The following is an 18953-nucleotide window of genomic DNA, read 5'->3' as shown; positions in this document are numbered from 1 at the left end:
CTCAAGAGGGGAATCGCACTGGGCTCGCTTCTGAAGTAAAAATAATTTGCAATAAATAACTCACCCTAAACTGTTGCCACGTACTATTATCCCATATAATCCCCGGTTAAAAGAGTTAGCCAAGCGATTGAGAAATGATAGCACAATTGGCGAAATATTGCTTTGGAAAGAGTTGAAAGGCAAGCAAGGTTACGGTTATGATTTTCATCGCCAAAAGCCATTGCTAAATTATATTGTCGATTTCTATTGTTTCGAGTTAAATTTGATAATTGAAATTGATGGCCAATATCATAACCATGAAGAAGTTTACAGACTGGACATGATACGGGAACAGGAACTTGAGAAATACAACTTAACAATTATTCGGTTTACCGAAATGGAAGTAAGAAAAGATATGCCTAATGTTTTAAGAACAATTGAGCAACACATAGAGAAACTTAACACGAACAACATATAATATACCTCCTCCTCTTTGAAGAAGGAATTTCATATCATGAAAAAATACTTATCCTTAGTAACTTTTGCCCACACCATTTTTGCCATGCCGTTTGCATTTATCGGCTTCTTTTTGGCGGTGACTACAACCCAATATCATTTTGACTGGCTTAAGCTGGTTTTAATGGTGCTGTGTATGGTATTTGCGCGTAACTCGGCTATGGCCTTTAACCGCTACCTGGACAGGGATATCGATATTCAAAACCCGCGCACCAAACAACGTGATATCCCGGCAGGAAGGATTACACCAAAAGCGGCTTTAACATTTGTGATTATTAACTGCTTGTTGTTTATTACGGCAACCTGGTTTATCAATAAACTTTGCTTCTTCCTGTCGCCGGTGGCTTTGTTTGTGGTGATGGGCTATAGTGCTACCAAACGTTTTACCGCGCTTTGTCATTTAGTTTTAGGTTTAGGTTTATCACTTGCCCCTATCGGCGCTTACTTAGTAGTTACAGGTCAGTTTGCTATTACTCCAATATTCTTTTCATTATCAGTTTTGTGCTGGGTAAGCGGCTTTGATATTATCTATGCTTTACAGGACGAAGACTTTGATCGCAGCCAAAACCTGCACTCTATCCCCGCTTACCTGGGTAAGGTGAATGCGTTGAGGCTCTCTACCTTTTTACATGTGCTTTCGGCTATCTTTATCATGATGCCGGCTATCGAAACGCATGTAGGTATCCTTTACTATGTGGGTATCGCGTTCTTTTGCGCCATGCTGATTTACCAGCACCTGCTTGTAAAACCAAACGATCTGAGTCGCGTTAACTTTGCGTTTATGACAACCAATGGCATTGCCAGTGTAGTATTTGCCGTATTGTTCTTGCTCGACAGGATATGGATACACTAATCGCCCTTAACAAGTTCAGGAAATATTTTGAAAGCTTTGTTCCGCTCAATGACGAAGAGTGGCAAGCCTTATCGCAGTATTTAACGGTAGATCCGTTAAAAAAGAAAAAGTTTTATGTAGAAGCCGGTAAGGTCTGTGATCAGATCGGCCTGGTTGTAAAGGGATCGGTACGTTATTACCACGTTAAGGATGGCGAGGAAATAACCGGTTATTTCAGCTTTGAAGATGAAATGCTAAGCTCATATAAAAGTTTCCTTACACGTACTCCTGCTGTAAACTATATTCAGGCACTTGAAGATTCAGTTATCGTAAACCTGAGCCACAAAAACCTGCAACAAGCATGCATGAATGAGTTGCTCGGTTTTAAGATGGAACGTTTTGGCAGGTTAGTAGCCGAGCATTATCTTATTTGCTACGAAGAACGTGTTACCTCGTTCATCACCCAATCGCCTGAAGAACGTTACAGTCAACTCCTCGAAACCGGAGGCGAAGCACTGTACCGCATCCCGCAGCATTATATCGCCAACTTTTTAGGAATTACCCCGGTTTCGCTATCGCGGATCAGGCGAAGGATCATGAAAATAAGCGCTTGATTTGAGGTGAAAGTTTAAAGGCGAAAGGTAAAAGGCGAAAGGCGAAAGGTTTTTCTTAAAAGCCGTAGGCAAAAAGTCGAAAAGAAAAAAGCTCAAAGCTGAAGGCTTAAAGCACAAAGCAAATAAAATTCAAAAATCCACCTAAATTCGAAATCGAACATCCGAATTCCGAAATCAAAGTAAATCCGAAATCGAAATTCCGAACTCCGAAATTCCCCAATTCCTTATCTTTTGTTAACGTTTTGATTTACAAAGGGCACCTACCTTTGTTATACACAAAACGAAAAAGATCATGCATACTATATTAGGAGCTGGCGGTCCGGTAGCGAACGCCCTTACCAAAGAGTTAATCAACCATAACGAAACTATCCGCTTAGTTAGCCGCAAACCGGTTAATACCAATAACAACAACAAAGTAACCTGGCAAAAAGCCGACTTGTTAAATTATGATGAGGTACTGTCCGCAGCACAAGGATCAACAGTAATTTATCTTGTAGCAGGCTTGGTTTATGATAAGGATATCTGGCGTGCGCAATGGCCGGTGATCATGCAAAACGTGATCAATGTTACCAAAGCAACCGGTGCGCGTTTAATATTTTTTGATAACGTTTACATGTACGGCCTGGTTAACGGTGCCATGACCGAAAACACGCCCTATAAACCCAGCAGTGTTAAAGGCGAAATCCGCGCAGGGATTGCCAAAATGCTCATGAACGAAGTCGAGGCCGGTAATATCAACGCAACTATAGCCCGTGCACCTGATTTTTATGGCGCCCCGATTAACAGCTTTGTTGATATGATGGTGCTGAGCAATTACGCCAAAAAACAAAACGCACAATGGATAGGCAATCCGGATTGTAAACACAATTTTATTTATGTGCCTGACGCAGGTAAAGCTATGTTCATGCTTGGTCAGGCCCCCGATAGCGGCAACCAGATCTGGCACCTCCCTACTCCGCCGGCCATTACCGGTAAACAGTTTTTGGATATTGCCGCCAGGATTTATAAAGTTGAACCAAAATATACGCGTGTTAATAAAGCAATGCTGTGGCTGTTCGGTTTATTTAAAAAGGTGGTAATGGGTACAGTGGAGATGTATTATCAATATGATCACGATTATATTTTCGACAGCAGCAAATTTGAGAAAGCATTCAACTTTAAACCAACAAGCTATGAGGATGGCATAACCGAAATATCAAAAACTCTTCATAAGGGTTGAGTATGGAGTTGTAAATAGCTGTTTAAAAACAAAAAACGTCATTGCGAGGCACGAGGCAATCGCGAACTATACAGAGTGGACCTGCAAATCGGGGATTGCTTCGTACCTCGCAATGACGTGGTGGATATACTTTTCTTTTATCAAATAAAACACATTTAAACGTGTATTATTTGCACTTCTCCAACCATAATCTGCACATTTGCACATAAGCAAATTGCACATCTATAAATCATGATCCACAAAAAAACAAGAACATATATCCCGGCTTCCCTTGATATTAAATGGGAAAACCTCGAACCATTTTATAAGGAACTGCTTGATCGACCTATTAATTCGGTCGAAGAACTGGAAAAATGGCTGCGCGATAAAAGTGAGCTTGAGGCTGCACTGGAAGAAGATTTTGCCTGGCGCTACATCCGCATGACCTGCGATACCACCAGCGAGGAACTGCTTCAGAAATTCCAATACTTTGCTACCGAAATTGAGCCTAAAATAGCCCCCTTCAGTAACGAACTCAATAAAAAGCTGGTTGCCAGCGAGTATGTTGACAAACTGGACAGCCATAAGTATTTCGTTTTCCTCCGTGCTGTAAAAAAAGCGTTGGAACTTTTCCGCGAGGAAAATATCCCGGTACAAACTGAGATCCAAGTTGAGCAGCAGAAATATCAATCTATAACCGGTTCTATGTCGGTGCATGTTGACGATAAGGAGTTTACCTTAGAGCAGGCATCAGTATTTTTAAAAGGTACCGACCGTGCCAAGCGCCAGGAAGTTTCGGAAAAGATAACCAATCGCCGTTTACAGGATAAAGAAAAGCTGAACGAGCTTTTTGACCATCTGCGCAAGCTTCGTCATACAGTAGCTACCAATGCAGGTTTTGAAAACTTCCGCGATTATATGTTCCAGGCTTTAGGCCGTTTTGATTATACCCCGCAGGATTGCTACGCCTTCCATGCGGCTATTGAGACCGAAATAGTTCCGATACTAAGGGCCCAGGCCGAAAAGCGCCGTGAGGCTTTAGGTCTACCTGCCCTTAAACCATGGGATATGGATGTAGATATTTCGGGCAAGCCAGCGCTTAAGCCATTCCAAAATGGTGAAGACCTGATCGAAAAATCTATCCAGTGCTTCAGCAACATTAACCGCTATTTGGGAGAGCGTTTGGAGATCATGAAAGATAACGGCCTGTTTGATGTTGAAAGCCGTAAAGGTAAAGCACCAGGTGGCTACAACTATCCACTGGCCGAAACGGGCGCTCCGTTCATTTTCATGAACTCGGCCAATACATTCCGCGATTTAACCACGATGGTACACGAAGGCGGTCATGCGGTACATACTTTCCTAACCGCCGACCTGGAACTGAATGATTTTAAACATTGCCCATCTGAAGTTGCAGAACTGGCCTCTATGTCAATGGAGTTGATCTCGATGGATAACTGGAATGTTTATTTTGACAATAAGGAAGACTTGAAACGTGCCAAACGCGACCAATTGGTGGATGTACTGAAAACCCTGCCATGGGTAGCTGTTGTTGATCAGTTCCAGCACTGGATCTATACCAATCCGGGCCACACTGATGCCGACCGCACAACTGCCTGGATCGAGATTTTTGAACCATTCGGCGCAAACTTTGCCGATTGGAGCGAGCACCGCGATGCGTTGGCAAACTTATGGCAAAAACAACTGCACATTTTCGAAGTACCTTTTTATTACATTGAATATGGCATGGCCCAGTTAGGCGCTATAGCCGTTTGGAAAAACTATAAAGAAAACCCTGAAAAAGGTTTACAGCAATATCTTAACGCTCTTAAGTTAGGCTACACCAAAACCATCAAGGAAATTTATGAAACTGCAGGGATCAAATTTGATTTCAGCGCGGCTTACGTAAAAGAACTGGCTGAGTTTGTTAAGGCGGAGTTGGATAAGTTGAACTAAATAATTCGATAATACTTTATGTCATTGCGAGGAACGAAGCAATCGCATGCTTTACAGAGCGGCCGTGCTTCCGTGCGATTGCTTCGTTCCTCGCAATGACATATTTTTTATCACCACGGGTCACGCTTCGTTAAACCCGCGGCAGCTATTTATTTTGCCAATATCCTCTTGTACAACTCCCAATAATCACTCACCATTTTCTCGCTCGAAAACTGAGCATTAGCCCAGTTGTAACAATCAATCCTTTTAATCTCACCAACAGCAGCAACCGCTTCCACCGCTTCATCGACGGTATCAACCAAAAAACCGGTTTGTCTATCCTTAATCAGTTCCCTCATCGATCCACGATTAAAAGCAATAACAGGCGTACCGCAAAGCATGGCTTCCGCTACACTTAAACCAAATGGTTCATTAAAACTAATAGGATGCAGCAAAGCATAAGCTTTCCCTAAAAGATCCCGACGTTTTTCCGGTCCGGCGTGACCTATATATTCTATATCTGCCGAGAGTTGCGGCTCTATCTTTTCTTTAAAATAATTAGCGTCCTGCACTATGCCCGCTATTAGCAACTTTCGTTTACTTTTTTTGGCGATCTCGATAGCCTCGGCTGTTCCCTTATCCGGATGGATGCGGCCGAAATATAGCAGGTAATCATCCGGTTGCTCATAAAAATTAAAATCCCGGGTGTCTATGCCGTTGTAAACTGTAGCGAGGTAATCAAGCTCCGGACTACGGTCTGCATTGCTGATGGATACATAATGTCCCCTACTGTTGTATTTTTTATATACCGGGACGATCTTTGGTGATGAAAAGCCGTGAATAGTAGTGATCACCGGAGTTTTGGTCAAACCCGAGTAAGTAAGCGGCAGAAAATCGAAGTTATTATGAATGATATCAAACTGCCCGGCCTTCTCCATCAGGTTACTGATATGCAGGCATTCCAGCACCTTGGCATCTTGGGCTCGGTCTTCCTCGTAACCGGCAACGCAAATAGCATCAAGCGTACCTGTGGTTATGGAATCGCCAGTGGCGAAGAGTGTTACTTCCGCGCCCAGCTTAACCATACCTTCGGCTATGTTTGATGCTATTTGTTCCCATGGCCCGTAGTGCCTGGGCGGTGTGCGCCAGGCAACAGGGGCTAATACAGCTACTTTCATTTAGCAGGTCTGTAATTTTTGACCGTACTTGTTATATTCGTATTCCAGCTCAAAGGCTTTCAATACAGTTAAGTGTGATATGAGGTAGGCCAGCGTACTCTCTGCCCCCTGGTTACGGTTTATGCCGCCCGGCAGCAAGCCATCACAGCATCCTTTGGTTTCATGATCATACAGCGGGGCTCGCAGGGTGTTTTCACCAAGGAACCATTTATAGCTCAGGAACATTTTTTCGATATACTGCGGAACTCTGAAAATCTGGTAAGCCTGAAAATGCATCAGTACCATAGCCATGGTTTCTATCGCCTGCTGATCAAACGTAGGGAAGGTACCACCACGGTAATACCAGCCGTCATTACCTACCGGGCTCAAATACCCGTTTGACAATGTAAGCTGATCAAGGAAAGCCATGGTTGCCAAAGCTATTTTCTTTGCCTCTTCATTTCCCGTTATCTCGCACGAATGCAGTAAAGCCAGCGGAAGAATGGCATTATCATAGGTCATCTTTTCTTCAAACCACTGCCAATCATCTGATTGAGTATTGTTATAAGCATCTATCAGCGGCTGGGTTAAATTGGCTAATATTTTTACCATACCCTCATCTGTAGGATAGACCTGCAGATATAAACTGATACCGATTATGGTATTCGCCATTCCCCTCAAATGCTTCAGAGCTGCAAAATGCGGAACGGATTTGTGGAAGATCTCTAACGAAAATTCCCGGTATGAATTACTTGCGGCACAGCCAATTAAATGACCTAATGCCCAAATAGTACGCCCAAATGAATCTTCCGATCCAACCTCATCCAGGTAACGCCTGTCGAAACTCAGGAAGTTGCGGAAGTTGCCGTCATCGGTTTGCATGTAGTGGATATAGCTCAGGTATATTGGCAGCAGTTCAAAAGCTTCACGGCTTCCATTACGCTGGTAAGCCATGAGCGCCATAATCAGCGCGCGGGCATTATCGTCTAAACAATAACCCTCTTTCAAATTTGGAATCCCATATTTGGCATGTTGCACAATACCTGTATCGTCGGTCAGGCGCAAAACATGGGTTAAACTGAATTTTGGAAGTATCTCCGGATCTACGATACTATTGCGAAGGATCTTGTCGCTAAAGTCATAACGTACCAATGATTCCTGGGCCACTTTAATAAACTCGGCGCCAATAACCGGCCAGCGCAAGTGCAGGCCGTATTGGTAAGCGTTCTCTTTTAACTCAGCAAGTACACGATCCTGGTCAAGCAATTCGATAACCGTATCGGCCAATGCTTCTGAATTTTTAAAATCAAACAACCTGCCGCGTTTATCAGCCAGCAATTCGGTGGCATGCCAATACGGCGTCGAAACCACCGCCGCCCCTGCACCAACAGCATATGAAAGTGTGCCACTGGTGATTTGGGCTTCGTTCAAATATGGGGTTACATATATTTCACAGGCGGTAAGATAGTTCACCAGTTCTTCTTCAGAAACAAACTTGGCTATAAAAGCGAGATTTTTGGAAACGCCCAATTGTGCCGCAAGCGACTTCAGGTGATCGCGGTATTCCTCGCCCGAACTTTTGATAACGCCCGGGTGGGTATTGCCCAACACCACGTACATCACATCGGGATGTTTCTCAACTATTTTGGGGAGTGCTTTAACCACCGTTTCCAGACCTTTATTCCGGCTCAGTAAGCCAAAAGTGAGCATTACCCTTTTATTTTTGAATGATGAAAGGTTCTTAACCGGGTTTTCAACCGGTGCTTCAACATCGGGAACACCGTGCTCAATGATCTGGATCTTATCAGCAGGGATATCATAAATATTGGTCAGGAACTCGACGGCACGTTTGCTCATCACCACAATTTTTGAGGATTGCTCGGCTATTTCACGGATGATGATACGCTGTACATAACTCGGATCTTTTAATATGGTATGTAGAATAGAGATTAAAGGCTTCTCCAGGCGATTGATCAGCGGGAGAATATAAATGCCGCTTTCACCCCCATAAATACCAAATTCATGTTCCATGATGCATACATCGGCATCACTCGTATTGATGTAGTTTGCCGCCCGGATATAATCTTTCTGGTGGTTTTGACGGATAACATATTTTACCTCCTCCGGGTACTCGTATTCCTGTAAATTTTCCGAATCGTTAAGGGCTACAACAAAACCATTTTGTGCCAGGTTCCGCCTTTCCGGAAAATTTGAGTTGATGGCGTGCATCAAATTATTATTAAATGTCGCAAGACCGCATTCGCGGGGAGGATAGGTTGATATATATGCTATTTTCATAAGTAGATTGTGTATAGATTCATTGCATTGATCTGCTTTACAAAATTTAATTAATTGTAAAAACAGAATGACTACAAAAAAGTGCAATAAGTGACCTGAATTATTGCTTCGGATACATTCAATGCACTATTTTCATAGATGCAGGTATAAATGCACAAACTATACCAATTTAACTCAAACTATAATTCGGCGACAATTTTTAACAGTTGTAACAGGCAAGTTACAGGGAGGAGTTATTGTTATAAATGTTGTCATTTCGATAGAGCATGGCTGGGGGATTACGCGACGGGGCGAAAGAGAAATCTTATACGTCATGCAAATTCAACCTGCATAGTTGCTTATCATATTGTATAAGATTTCTCCTCGTTCCTCGTTCGAAATGACAACGAGGGTATTTTTTGTTCCCTCAGTGGGATGAGGAAAGTATGCTTTATGTCATTTCGATAGAGCGGAGATTAGGATTGCGCGGTGGGGCGAAAGAGAAATCTTATACGCCATGCAAATGCAAGCTGTATAGTTGCTTAGCATCTTGTATAAGATTTCTCCTCGTTCCTCGTTCGAAATGACATCGGGGTATTATATTCTTTATCTCGTATAGAAATCAATCGCCTCAATAATCACATTACAAGCTTTCCTGATCTCATCAAGTGTAATAATAAGCGGCGGCGCCAGGCGCATAGAGTTGCTGCAATGCAGGAACCAATCGGTAATCACGCCGTTTTCGATACAGCGGTCAATTATTTTTTTATTAAGATCGAAATCTTCTAATTCAACAGCCATCATCAGGCCTTTACCACGAACCTGGCGTATAGCAGGGTGTACAAGCAATTCACGAAACAGGACTTCTTTTTCGGCAACGGCAGATACAAGGTCATTATCCAACAGAAATTCTAAGGCAGCCAAACCCGCCGCGCAACATACCGGGTGACCTCCAAAAGTGGTGATGTGACCAAGGATAGGATTTTCTTTCAGCGCATCCATAATCTGGTTTGATGAGATGAACGCGCCTATCGGCATTCCGCCGCCCAGGGCTTTTGCAAGCAAGAGAATATCAGGTACAATATCAAAATGCTCAAAAGCGAAAAGCTTGCCCGTGCGCCCAAAAGCGGCCTGAATTTCATCCAGTATCAGCAAAGTGCCTGTTTGGGTACAGCGGGCACGTAAAGCTTTCATATAAGCCAAATCCGGCACTCGGATGCCGGCTTCCCCCTGGATAGTTTCGATGATCACGCAAGCTGTTTGCTCAGTGATCAAATCCAGATCTTCAGGATTATTAAAGTGGATAAAGTTTACTCCGGGTAATAATGGTCGGTATGCCTGTTTAAACTCTTCATTACCCATTACGCTTAAAGCACCCTGGGTACTGCCATGATAAGAATTATGACAAGCTATAATTTGCTGCCGGCCAGTGAAGCGCTTGGCCAACTTTAATGCGCCCTCAACAGCTTCAGCTCCGGAATTGGTAAAATAAACCGATTGCAGGTTATCCGGCAATACAGAAACCAGCTTTTCGGCAAAGCGGACCTGCGGAGTTTGCACATACTCGCCGTATACCATCAGGTGCATATATTTATCAACCTGCTCTTTTATAGCGTTAATAACATAAGGATTACTGTGTCCCAGGCTGCTAACACCAATGCCTGATATCAAGTCGATGTAAGGTTTACCCTCCGCATTGTACATATAAACACCTTCGGCACGCTCAAATTCAAGCAATAAAGGGAAATTTGTAGTTTGAGCGTTGTTGGCTAAAAAAAGCTGGCGAAGAGTTGTCATGATGTTTTGTTATAAGTATTAAGTCGCCTTTAGAAGTTATTGCCTAAAAGGCGTCATTGCGAGGTACGAAGCAATCGCGAACTGTACAGAGCGGCTCTGCTAATCGGGGATTGCTTCGTACCTCGCAATGACGAGTAGTAGAACCCAGACTTACGAAGTTTTAAAAACTTCGTAAGTCTTAGATCCGCGATGACGCTTACTTAAATTTTAGCGACAAAGATAAACTAAAACAGATGGACGAAAATCCATCTGCAAATGTTATTTGAAATACTTTAAATTTTCAAGACAGTGAGGTAACTAATCTCTAAACTCCAACCCCTAATCTCTCCCCTAATTCCCCGCTCTTTCGCTGCGTTCGCTGAGTTGTTTGATGAGTTCGTCGTTAAACTCCTGCTCGCTTTTGTAAAGCACGCTCACCTTTTCGGGCGGAAGAATTTTGGAGAACGAATCACGGTAACGTTTACGGATCCCAACCAACTGGCTTTCGTAATAAATTTCTTTATCTATTTGTTCGGTACCGTTGGTTGATGAAGTTGAATTGTTTAAACGCTTCAGGATGCGCACAGCAGTAAGTTCCTGCTGATATTGATTATAAAGCGGCCAGAATTTGGTCGCTTCATCATCGGTAAGATCAAGCTGGCGGCTAATGTACCTGTTACGGGCAGCCTCAAGTCTTTTTCCCATAGCACCTTTTTTGTTGCCATTAGGGCGAACGGGATTAAGCTCGGGCCTTGAGGGCGTTTGAGCCGGAACAAAGCGGTTAACCTGCCCCACAGCTTCATAGCCTATAGCCATAACAAATAGCACAATACAAATATGCCTGATCAATTTACTCATTAAATATTTTCCTCTGTTTAATTATCTATATAATCCGACAGATCTTCGTCTGCATTACTTGTATTACTTTTTTGATTAGCATCCATCAGTGTACGGGTGTCGCTCGCGTCCATATGTAACTGAAGGTAGCTTTTTATTTCATCAACCGGAACTGATGATACCTGCTCGTGTAAATAAGAGTGGTTATGATCTGATGGCTGTAAATCTCCCCTGAAAATAACACCTACGCCAAGTATCAGGGCAAAACAAGCGGCTGTAGCATACCTGATGGTTGGTGAAGACCAAAGCCTTCTTACCATACCCTTTTTCTGTACAGGCTTAGCTTTATTAATGCTTACAACGTTATCTGCTTCCTGCTCCTCTTCTGCTTCGGCATTAACGGTTTTATCCAAAATGCGCTGGCTAAGCTGGTCAAAATAGTTTGCAGGCACTTCAAAGCCTTCATGCTCTACGTTCATAGCTTCCTCAACCGCTATGCGGCTTTGGATATTGGCGCTCAATTCCTCAAAATAATTTTCAGGAACGGTAAAGCCTTCATCGCCCATGGCCTCCTCCACCGCAATACGGCTTTGGATATTACTGCTCAGTTGGTCAAAGTAATTCTCGGGAACCGTGAAACCTTCATCGGCCATCCCCATAGCTTCCTCTACCGCAATGCGGCTTTGGATGTTACTGCTCAGTTCGTCAAAATAGTTTTCGGGCACCGTGAAACCCTCGCCCGCATCCATGGCTTCATCTACCACAATACGGCTTTGAATGTTGCTGCTAAGCTCATCAAAATAATTTTCGGGAACGGTAAACCCCGAATCACCTGCGCCAAAAGCACTTTCAATATTTATGCGGCTCCGGATATTGCTATTTAACTCGTCGAAGTAATTTTCAGGTACCGTGTACCCTGCAGATGGATAGTTCTTTAATCCCTCAAGCCTTATGCGTGTTGTAATGTGCTGCGCTAACTCATGGAAATAGCCATCAGGCACCGTGAACGGGTTAGTTTTGCTAACCTGTTTCAGCGCGATGAAATCATCCAGCCATTCCCTATTGTCCATATCGCTTTTCATACACAACTATAGATTACTATTGTGCTAAAAGGTTTAACGTAAATTAAAAAATTAATCTCTGCCAAGCAAATGAGCTTCTATCTTTTTGACTGCCAGGTGAAAAGATGCTTTTAAAGCCCCCACACTGGTACCCAAAACCTGCGACATTTCCTCGTACTTCATGTCTTCATAGTATTTCATATTGAAAACAAGCCGTTGTTTTTCGGGCAGGGTAAGCAATGCTTCCTGCAGTTTACGCTGCGCGGCGTCGCCGTTAAAATAGGTTGAGTCGGCCAGTGTATCGGCCAGCTCATAAGCAACATCATCCAACGAAACATTATTTTTTTGTTTTTTCTTATTCAAAAAAGTAATGCATTCGTTGGATGCTATCCTGTACATCCAGGTGTACAGTTGCGCGTCGTTTCTGAAACCAGCCAGGTTTTTCCAAACCTTTACAAAAACATCCTGAACCAGGTCATCGGCATCGTCATGATCAACAACCATACGACGGATGTGCCAGTATATTTTCTGCTGGTATTTTTTCAACAACAGGTTAAATGCCTCATTCCGGGTCTTTTCGTCCTGAAACTTGCTTAATATCTCTGAATCTTCAACCTGTACCGACATTTTTAGAATTTTATTAATGTTAAAGGTTTAATTAACCTTTTTTGTTTTTTCTTTCTATCACCTTTTTAACCGCTGCCACAATATGCTCGGCATCTAAGCCGTATTTTGTCATCAGTTGTTCTGGTGTACCACTTTCGCCAAAGCTATCGTTAACAGCTACGTACTCCTGTGGTGATGGGTTGTGTACCGCAAGTACCTGCGCAATGCTATCACCCAAGCCACCTAAACGGTTATGCTCTTCGGCAGTAACTACGCAACCGGTTTTAGCAACTGATTTTAATACAGCCTCTTCATCCAGCGGTTTAATGGTGTGGATGTTGATGATCTCGGCATCGATACCCTGCTCAGCCAAGATTTCGCCGGCTAAAATAGCCTGCCATACCAGGTGACCGGTAGCAAAGATACTTACATCAGCGCCTTCGTTCACCATCCATGCTTTACCAATTTCAAATTTTTGATCAGGATCGGTAAAGATAGGAACAACCGGGCGACCGAAACGTAAGTAAACCGGGCCGTCATAATCAGCTATCGCGATAGTAGCAGCTTTGGTTTGGTTATAATCGCAGGTGTTGATAACGGTCATGCCTGGTAACATTTTCATCAGGCCGATATCTTCCAGGATCTGGTGGGTAGCACCGTCTTCGCCCAAAGTTAAACCAGCGTGTGAAGCGCAAATTTTTACGTTTTTGTTTGAATAAGCTACCGACTGGCGGATCTGGTCATAAACCCTGCCTGTAGAGAAGTTAGCGAAAGTACCGGTGAAAGGGATTTTACCACCGATGGTCATACCGGCAGCAATACCTATCATGTTGGCTTCGGCAATACCTACCTGTACAAAACGCTCAGGGAATGCTTTAATAAAATCGTTCATTTTCAATGAACCGATAAGGTCGGCACAAAGAGCAACAACCTGATCGTTTTTCTGGCCTGCTTCCAGCAACCCGGCGCCAAAGCCCGAGCGGGTATCTTTTTTATCTGTGTAAGTGTATTTTTTCATTTTGCCTACCCCTCCCCTCTTTCAAGGAAAGGAATTTGGATTTTAAATCGTGATAACTAAATTGATGTTTTTTTGACTCTCCCCCTTTAGGGGGCCGGGGGGCTAATAATCGCCCAGTGTTTCCTCTAACTGATCTAACGCCAGTTTAAGCTGCTCATCATTTGGAGCAACACCGTGCCATTTGTGGCTGCCTACCATAAAGTCGACACCGTAACCCATTTCAGTATGCATCAGGATCATGATTGGTTTGCCTTGTCCTGTGCGGCTTTTTGCTTCTTCAAGCACCCTAACCACATCGGCCATATCATTACCTTTCATATCCAATACATCCCAGCCAAAAGCTTCCCATTTAGCGCGAAGATCGCCTAATGAAAGTACTTGTTTGGTTGGACCATCAATTTGCTGACCGTTAACATCAATCGTCGAGATCAGGTTATCAACATGATTGTGAGGAGCAAACATCGCAGCTTCCCAAATCTGGCCTTCCTGGATCTCTCCATCGCCATGCAGGGTAAACACCAATGATTTATCACCATTTAATTTTTTAGCAAGCGCGGCACCAATAGCTACCGATAAGCCCTGGCCTAATGAACCCGAAGCAATACGGATACCCGGAAGGTGCTCATGTGTAGTTGGGTGACCTTGTAAACGCGCGTTCAACTTACGGAAAGTAGCAAGTTCTGCTTTATCGAAGTAACCTGCGTGTGCCAGTGTGCTGTAAAATACAGGCGAAATATGGCCGTTTGACAGGAAGAAGATATCCTCGCCAAGAGCATCCATATTAAATTTAGGATCGTGGTTCATTACCGAAAAGTACAATGCGGTAAAGAAATCGGTACAGCCCAATGAGCCACCAGGGTGACCCGATTGACAGCCGTGTACCATACGTACAATGTCGCGCCTTATTTGCGACGCGGTTTTTTCTAATGTTTGTAAGTCTGCTTTCATTAATGGAATTTAGGAACTGCTAAAGTAGCTATTATGATTGTGTTTTTAACACTTATTTTACAAGATCAAGCACCTGCTGTGATGAGGCCTTAGTATCAACCTTGCTGATCACGTGCGTAATAACTCCTTCTGCATCAATTATGAATGTAGTACGTGCCGTACCCATGTATTTTTTGCCGTACATATTCTTCTCAACCCAAACGCCATAAGCTTCAACAATTTTAAGCTCATTATCGGCAATAAGTGTAAATGGCAGGCTGTATTTGGTTTCAAATTTTTTGTGCGATTTTTCATCGTCGGTACTTACACCTATTACTTCAAACCCTTTGCTTAAAAGCGATTGATAATTATCCCTGAAATCGCATGATTCGGCGGTACAGCCTGGGGTATCATCTTTTGGGTAAAAATAAAGGATCACATTTTTACCTTTGTAATCGGCAAGGGATACTTCCTTACCGTTTTGGTCTTTAGCGGTAAAAGCGGGTGCTTTATCGCCTTCTTTTAATGTTGTCATGTTTTATTTAGGTACTTATCTGGAAAAATCGGCGGAAAATTCCGAAAAATTATTCTTGTTATCAACTAAAGTCAACTTAAACACGTGTTTACCGGGCGCAATATCGTTATTAAACGTGTAACTTAATATTTTACTTTTATAATCGTGCTCCATTAACACCCATTTACCGTCAATAGTGCCGGTATAGCTCTTAATTCCTGATAAATTATCACTCATCCTGAAGTTAATACTGCGTGCAGCCTTCATATTGCTTCCATTTTTGATATTAAGCGGATGGATAACCGGTGCTACTGTATCTACCTTAATATAATAATCGCCAAAGGCACTCACCTGCGATATCACGTAACCATCCTTAAAATAACCGCCCTGGCAACCGCCCCACGAGCTCACAATAACAGCCTTATCGGCATACTTGCCCAGGTCAACATCTGGCTTGATCCAGATCTCATAGCTATCATGAATAGGTGTTAAGCGGTTATGGATATGGTGCATGGCCGAATAAGCACCTGCTGGTTTGGCCGATGCCGAATATTGAAAATCCAGGTCATCATACAAATTACCCGGCATAATGATCACCTTCACCCTGTCGTTACTAAACTCGCTGCGCTTATCATAGTAAAACATGGTACCCGTAGGTTTTACAGGCTGAGGATTTGTAAACGGAGCCGATTTAACTTTCAGCTTCAGCGATGATGTATTGCCCGCAACATCTTTCACTACATATTCAACATCGTGCGTAGCGTTATCATCAAATGTAATGATGCCATTATTTACCGATTGCGGATACAACGAAATGCGGCTTCCGGGCAGAATGAAACATTTCTGCATCCACCTGCGTGATGATTCGAAAGCTGGGTAATCGATATAAGCATTGATGGCATGGGTTTGATCAAACGCGAAACGCTCGACAGCGAAGGTGTATACCGTTTTACCATCCAGTTTTAGTTCGATAGAATAAACGCCGTTATGATTAAACGATGTGCTGTTCATATCGGTGGTGTTAATACCAAACCCGATATTGCCGCTTAGTTCCAGCGTTTGCGGTTTAATGAGATGGTAATTTCCTCCTGCACCGGTCACTCCTAAAAACTCCTTAGGAGTTTTTTCGCTGAAGGGTTTCCCGTTAAGGTGATATATCCCGATAGAAGTGATCGTCGGCGGTACTTTATCCGGAATGGTTAGCCCGAACAGCTGCGCGTTGATGGTTTCTTCGGTTTTGCTATCGCGGATCTCAAAATGCACATGCGGTCCGGCCGATGCACCTGCATTACCTGAAATAGCTACAACCTCATCCTTTTTAACGGGTACCTGGGTTGGTGTCAGGTTAAAATCGGCCTCGTAAGTTTGATGCTCATACTGGTATTTTTTAACCAGATCAATAACCGCCGGGCTAAAACTTTCCAAATGGCCGTAAACGGTGGTGTACCCGTTAGGATGGGTAATATAGATAGCCCGTCCAAAACCACCAAACTGCACACGTACCCTTGATATATATCCTTCGGCAGCGGCATGTACCGGATAGCCGGTACGTTGGTTGGTTTTAAAATCCAGCCCGGAATGAAAATGCGAAGGCCTAAGCTCACCAAATGAGCCGGCGGTGGTGGGTGGTGTAAGATCAAGCGGATACCTGAAATAATTTTGCGGGTATTGCCTGCTTTGTATAATATCATTCTGTGCAAATGTGTTTGAATAAAGCGCCAAACACATTGCACCTGTAACCAATAGTTTTTTGATCATGCTTATTTAACGTAAAAATCGAGCATTTTCTCATCCTCAAGATATCCCTCAAGCCTGTCGCCGATTTTTACTTTTGATACACCTGGTGGGGTGCCTGTAAATATTAAGTCGCCCTTTTTAAGGGTGATGTATTTTGAAACAAATGCGATGATGCTCTCGAATGAGAAAAGCAGATCGCGGGTATTGCCCTGCTGGCGGGTTTCGCCGTTGATATCCAGCTTAAAGTTGATATCATAAACCGACTCAAATTTGCTTTTAGGCACAAAATTGCTGATAGGCGCCGAACCATCAAAAGCCTTGGCTAATTCCCAGGGCAGGCCTTTTTCTTTATGACGGGCCTGAACATCGCGCGCGGTGAAGTCAATCCCCAAACCAATTTCTTCGTAATAGTTAGCGGCAAATTTTTCGCTGATATGCTTGCCTTCCTTGCTGATCTTTAAAACCACTTCAATTTCGTGGTGAACATCTTCCGAAAAATCAGGATGGTAAAAAGGCTTGTTTTCTTTCAGCAAAGCCGTGTCGGGCTTCATGAAGATAACCGGTGTAGTTGGTACCGGGTTATTGAGTTCTTTGGCGTGTTCGGCGTAGTTGCGGCCAATGGCAATAATTTTCATAAATGAACGCTATAATCGCCAAAGCTAAAAAATTTGATGGGTTTGGGGGAAGGTTTATAAAGTTGTATTAATTATTTGACGTTTTTAAGTCTGTCCGTTTGTGAGTTGCACAGAACTTCTCTCAAGGTACAGCGTTGTTGTTGACAACACCTACAACAGTGGGAGTAGCTACGGAATTTCAATTCCTAAATATTTGACATACTTATCAGGAGCCGACTTTGCAATGAGCAACCTTACCGTTTTGCATTGCTTTAAACTATCCAACGCCTCCCTGTCGTAAGTGGCATAATCTGCGTGGAAAGTTTTTCGGTTGAATTCATATTTTACATGTACGTAAGCTGGTCCACGGGTCTGCAATACACTTTCAACCTTTGCATTAACTACAACAGCGTCACGGAAAGCCTTGCTTTCATCACGATCATCATCTACCACCAGCTTCACCGCAAACACAGCAATGACAACAATAAAAATTACTATTAATAAAATAGTTTTATGTTTCGTTTTCATCATTAATCGTTTGAAAATTTGCAAATATCCGTTATCCAAAATCTCTGACTGCGCTATCCGAAGTCTCTGACTTCGATCGACTATGCCTGTAGTCTTCAGACTACCGTAATTTCATGTAGTTGCAAACTACATTCATATTTAATTCGAAGTCAAAGACTTCGAATAGCTCTTTTGATTAGTTTAATAAACGGAGGATCTTTAATTAATAACCGAAATCCTTTTAATAACCGATTCGGTACCGGCTACTACGCGTACAAAGTAAAAACCGCGGACCAGCTTATTGCTGATAGGATAGTTCAGATTATGATCGCCAGATTCAACCCTTTGCGAAAACAGGGTGGAAATATCATTACCCAACACATCCATTATTTTAATGGTAACGTTGGTATTGCGCGATATAGAGTATTTAAGATTGATCTGATCGGTAACCGGGTTAGGATACAACTGTACATCACTTAACAGTTTATCATCCGGCCTTGATACATTCAATTTAACATTTGAAGTAACAGCAGGTTTTAGCGGAGGAAGCGAAAGATGCAGGCCATTTTTTAAATAAGAGGTCTTGGTGCCCTTGGTTTTACCCCTGAGATACACGGTATCAGACTTCAGCGTATGGCCATCAACTACAAAGGCGAAGTTCATGAAAATTGCCATCGCAATCATCACGACCCAGGTGTAGGTGTAAACATAAGAATATGTAAAATTTCGCCTCATTATTTAGTATGATTCTACAAAAGTATAAATAATGCCCTCATCCCATTAAATATTAATGTTTTTGTAAAACTTTTTAACAAATTTTAACAAAATGTGTAACCTTATTGTACCAT

Annotated in this window: 18 protein-coding genes; 5 read left to right on the top strand and 13 right to left on the bottom strand. The window is 42.9% G+C overall.

The genetic code is table 11. The annotated features are described in order from the left end of the window. Window positions 1-73: 73 nt before the first annotated feature. From EAH55_RS07735 to EAH55_RS07715, 5 genes are all read left to right on the top strand, one after another. On the top strand, window positions 74-457 hold the full coding sequence (locus EAH55_RS07735; RefSeq protein ID WP_121809145.1) for an endonuclease domain-containing protein: 384 nt from the start codon (window positions 74-76) through the stop codon (window positions 455-457). A gap of 36 nt (window positions 458-493) precedes the next feature. Further along, window positions 494-1348 carry a UbiA-like polyprenyltransferase gene (locus EAH55_RS07730; protein WP_112567063.1) on the top strand — a complete coding sequence of 285 codons (855 nt, stop codon included), beginning with the start codon at window positions 494-496 and terminating at the stop codon, window positions 1346-1348. Continuing rightward, entirely contained in the window at window positions 1336-1941 is a 606-nt protein-coding gene (locus EAH55_RS07725; RefSeq protein WP_121809144.1) for a Crp/Fnr family transcriptional regulator, read from the top strand. Before EAH55_RS07730 ends, EAH55_RS07725 begins: the two co-directional genes overlap by 13 nt. A gap of 292 nt (window positions 1942-2233) precedes the next feature. Beyond that, on the top strand, window positions 2234-3160 hold the full coding sequence (locus tag EAH55_RS07720) for an NAD-dependent epimerase/dehydratase family protein (RefSeq protein WP_121809143.1): 927 nt from the start codon (window positions 2234-2236) through the stop codon (window positions 3158-3160). A 231-nt stretch (window positions 3161-3391) separates the two neighbouring features. Further along, window positions 3392-5095 (top strand): M3 family oligoendopeptidase, encoded by a 1704-nt coding sequence (locus tag EAH55_RS07715; RefSeq protein WP_121809142.1) that lies wholly within the window; start codon window positions 3392-3394, stop codon window positions 5093-5095. Between the two features lie 149 nt (window positions 5096-5244). On the opposite strand, the gene EAH55_RS07710 is transcribed toward EAH55_RS07715, so the two are convergent. The 13 genes from EAH55_RS07710 to EAH55_RS07650 form a co-directional block, all read right to left on the bottom strand. Continuing rightward, complete coding sequence (locus EAH55_RS07710) at window positions 5245-6252, bottom strand: glycosyltransferase family 4 protein (protein WP_121809141.1); 1008 nt, start codon at window positions 6250-6252, stop codon at window positions 5245-5247. Further along, window positions 6253-8529: a glycosyltransferase family 4 protein gene (locus tag EAH55_RS07705; RefSeq protein ID WP_121809140.1), complete on the bottom strand. Its 2277-nt coding sequence runs from the start codon at window positions 8527-8529 to the stop codon at window positions 6253-6255. A 585-nt stretch (window positions 8530-9114) separates the two neighbouring features. Then, window positions 9115-10305 (bottom strand): aspartate aminotransferase family protein, encoded by a 1191-nt coding sequence (locus tag EAH55_RS07700; RefSeq protein WP_121809139.1) that lies wholly within the window; start codon window positions 10303-10305, stop codon window positions 9115-9117. Between the two features lie 330 nt (window positions 10306-10635). Continuing rightward, window positions 10636-11142, bottom strand: coding sequence for a hypothetical protein (locus EAH55_RS07695; RefSeq protein ID WP_146749958.1), 507 nt, complete (start codon window positions 11140-11142; stop codon window positions 10636-10638). A gap of 17 nt (window positions 11143-11159) precedes the next feature. After that, entirely contained in the window at window positions 11160-12203 is a 1044-nt protein-coding gene (locus tag EAH55_RS07690) for a hypothetical protein (protein ID WP_121809138.1), read from the bottom strand. Between the two features lie 51 nt (window positions 12204-12254). Continuing rightward, a complete protein-coding gene (locus tag EAH55_RS07685) occupies window positions 12255-12809 on the bottom strand; it encodes an RNA polymerase sigma factor (protein WP_090531966.1) in 555 nt (184 codons plus the stop codon). Between the two features lie 31 nt (window positions 12810-12840). Then, window positions 12841-13806 carry a transketolase family protein gene (locus EAH55_RS07680; RefSeq protein WP_114936400.1) on the bottom strand — a complete coding sequence of 322 codons (966 nt, stop codon included), beginning with the start codon at window positions 13804-13806 and terminating at the stop codon, window positions 12841-12843. Between the two features lie 102 nt (window positions 13807-13908). After that, window positions 13909-14754 (bottom strand): transketolase, encoded by an 846-nt coding sequence (locus EAH55_RS07675; RefSeq protein WP_121809137.1) that lies wholly within the window; start codon window positions 14752-14754, stop codon window positions 13909-13911. Window positions 14755-14806: 52 nt separating this feature from the next. Then, window positions 14807-15268 (bottom strand): thioredoxin-dependent thiol peroxidase, encoded by a 462-nt coding sequence (gene bcp, locus EAH55_RS07670; RefSeq protein WP_091221880.1) that lies wholly within the window; start codon window positions 15266-15268, stop codon window positions 14807-14809. 15 nt (window positions 15269-15283) lie between these two features. Further along, window positions 15284-17005 carry a M23 family metallopeptidase gene (locus EAH55_RS07665; protein ID WP_121809136.1) on the bottom strand — a complete coding sequence of 574 codons (1722 nt, stop codon included), beginning with the start codon at window positions 17003-17005 and terminating at the stop codon, window positions 15284-15286. 2 nt (window positions 17006-17007) lie between these two features. Beyond that, window positions 17008-17619 (bottom strand): fumarylacetoacetate hydrolase family protein, encoded by a 612-nt coding sequence (locus EAH55_RS07660; RefSeq protein WP_121809135.1) that lies wholly within the window; start codon window positions 17617-17619, stop codon window positions 17008-17010. A gap of 168 nt (window positions 17620-17787) precedes the next feature. Further along, entirely contained in the window at window positions 17788-18129 is a 342-nt protein-coding gene (locus tag EAH55_RS07655; protein WP_162996782.1) for a hypothetical protein, read from the bottom strand. Between the two features lie 195 nt (window positions 18130-18324). Next, entirely contained in the window at window positions 18325-18840 is a 516-nt protein-coding gene (locus EAH55_RS07650) for a T9SS type A sorting domain-containing protein (protein WP_112567027.1), read from the bottom strand. Between the last annotated feature and the right edge of the window lie 113 nt (window positions 18841-18953).

The sequence above is a fragment of the Mucilaginibacter kameinonensis genome (genome assembly GCF_003675385.1).
Taxonomy (GTDB): domain Bacteria; phylum Bacteroidota; class Bacteroidia; order Sphingobacteriales; family Sphingobacteriaceae; genus Mucilaginibacter; species Mucilaginibacter kameinonensis.
Note: the sequence above shows the minus strand (reverse complement) of the source record. Positions and strands in the feature narration are given on the sequence as shown.

Bases quoted from the DNA above. Each gene is read 5' to 3' on its own strand.
- EAH55_RS07660 (WP_121809135.1), bottom strand. From the start codon at position 17,619: ATGAAAATTATTGCCATTGGCCGCAACTACGCCGAACACGCCAAAGAA.
- EAH55_RS07695 (WP_146749958.1), bottom strand. From the start codon at position 11,142: ATGAGTAAATTGATCAGGCATATTTGTATTGTGCTATTTGTTATGGCT.
- EAH55_RS07685 (WP_090531966.1), bottom strand. From the start codon at position 12,809: ATGTCGGTACAGGTTGAAGATTCAGAGATATTAAGCAAGTTTCAGGAC.
- EAH55_RS07680 (WP_114936400.1), bottom strand. From the start codon at position 13,806: ATGAAAAAATACACTTACACAGATAAAAAAGATACCCGCTCGGGCTTT.
- EAH55_RS07665 (WP_121809136.1), bottom strand. From the start codon at position 17,005: ATGATCAAAAAACTATTGGTTACAGGTGCAATGTGTTTGGCGCTTTAT.
- bcp (WP_091221880.1), bottom strand. From the start codon at position 15,268: ATGACAACATTAAAAGAAGGCGATAAAGCACCCGCTTTTACCGCTAAA.
- EAH55_RS07710 (WP_121809141.1), bottom strand. From the start codon at position 6,252: ATGAAAGTAGCTGTATTAGCCCCTGTTGCCTGGCGCACACCGCCCAGG.
- EAH55_RS07690 (WP_121809138.1), bottom strand. From the start codon at position 12,203: ATGAAAAGCGATATGGACAATAGGGAATGGCTGGATGATTTCATCGCG.
- EAH55_RS07705 (WP_121809140.1), bottom strand. From the start codon at position 8,529: ATGAAAATAGCATATATATCAACCTATCCTCCCCGCGAATGCGGTCTT.
- EAH55_RS07650 (WP_112567027.1), bottom strand. From the start codon at position 18,840: ATGAGGCGAAATTTTACATATTCTTATGTTTACACCTACACCTGGGTC.
- EAH55_RS07725 (WP_121809144.1), top strand. From the start codon at position 1,336: ATGGATACACTAATCGCCCTTAACAAGTTCAGGAAATATTTTGAAAGC.
- EAH55_RS07675 (WP_121809137.1), bottom strand. From the start codon at position 14,754: ATGAAAGCAGACTTACAAACATTAGAAAAAACCGCGTCGCAAATAAGG.
- EAH55_RS07700 (WP_121809139.1), bottom strand. From the start codon at position 10,305: ATGACAACTCTTCGCCAGCTTTTTTTAGCCAACAACGCTCAAACTACA.
- EAH55_RS07730 (WP_112567063.1), top strand. From the start codon at position 494: ATGAAAAAATACTTATCCTTAGTAACTTTTGCCCACACCATTTTTGCC.
- EAH55_RS07720 (WP_121809143.1), top strand. From the start codon at position 2,234: ATGCATACTATATTAGGAGCTGGCGGTCCGGTAGCGAACGCCCTTACC.
- EAH55_RS07715 (WP_121809142.1), top strand. From the start codon at position 3,392: ATGATCCACAAAAAAACAAGAACATATATCCCGGCTTCCCTTGATATT.
- EAH55_RS07655 (WP_162996782.1), bottom strand. From the start codon at position 18,129: ATGATGAAAACGAAACATAAAACTATTTTATTAATAGTAATTTTTATT.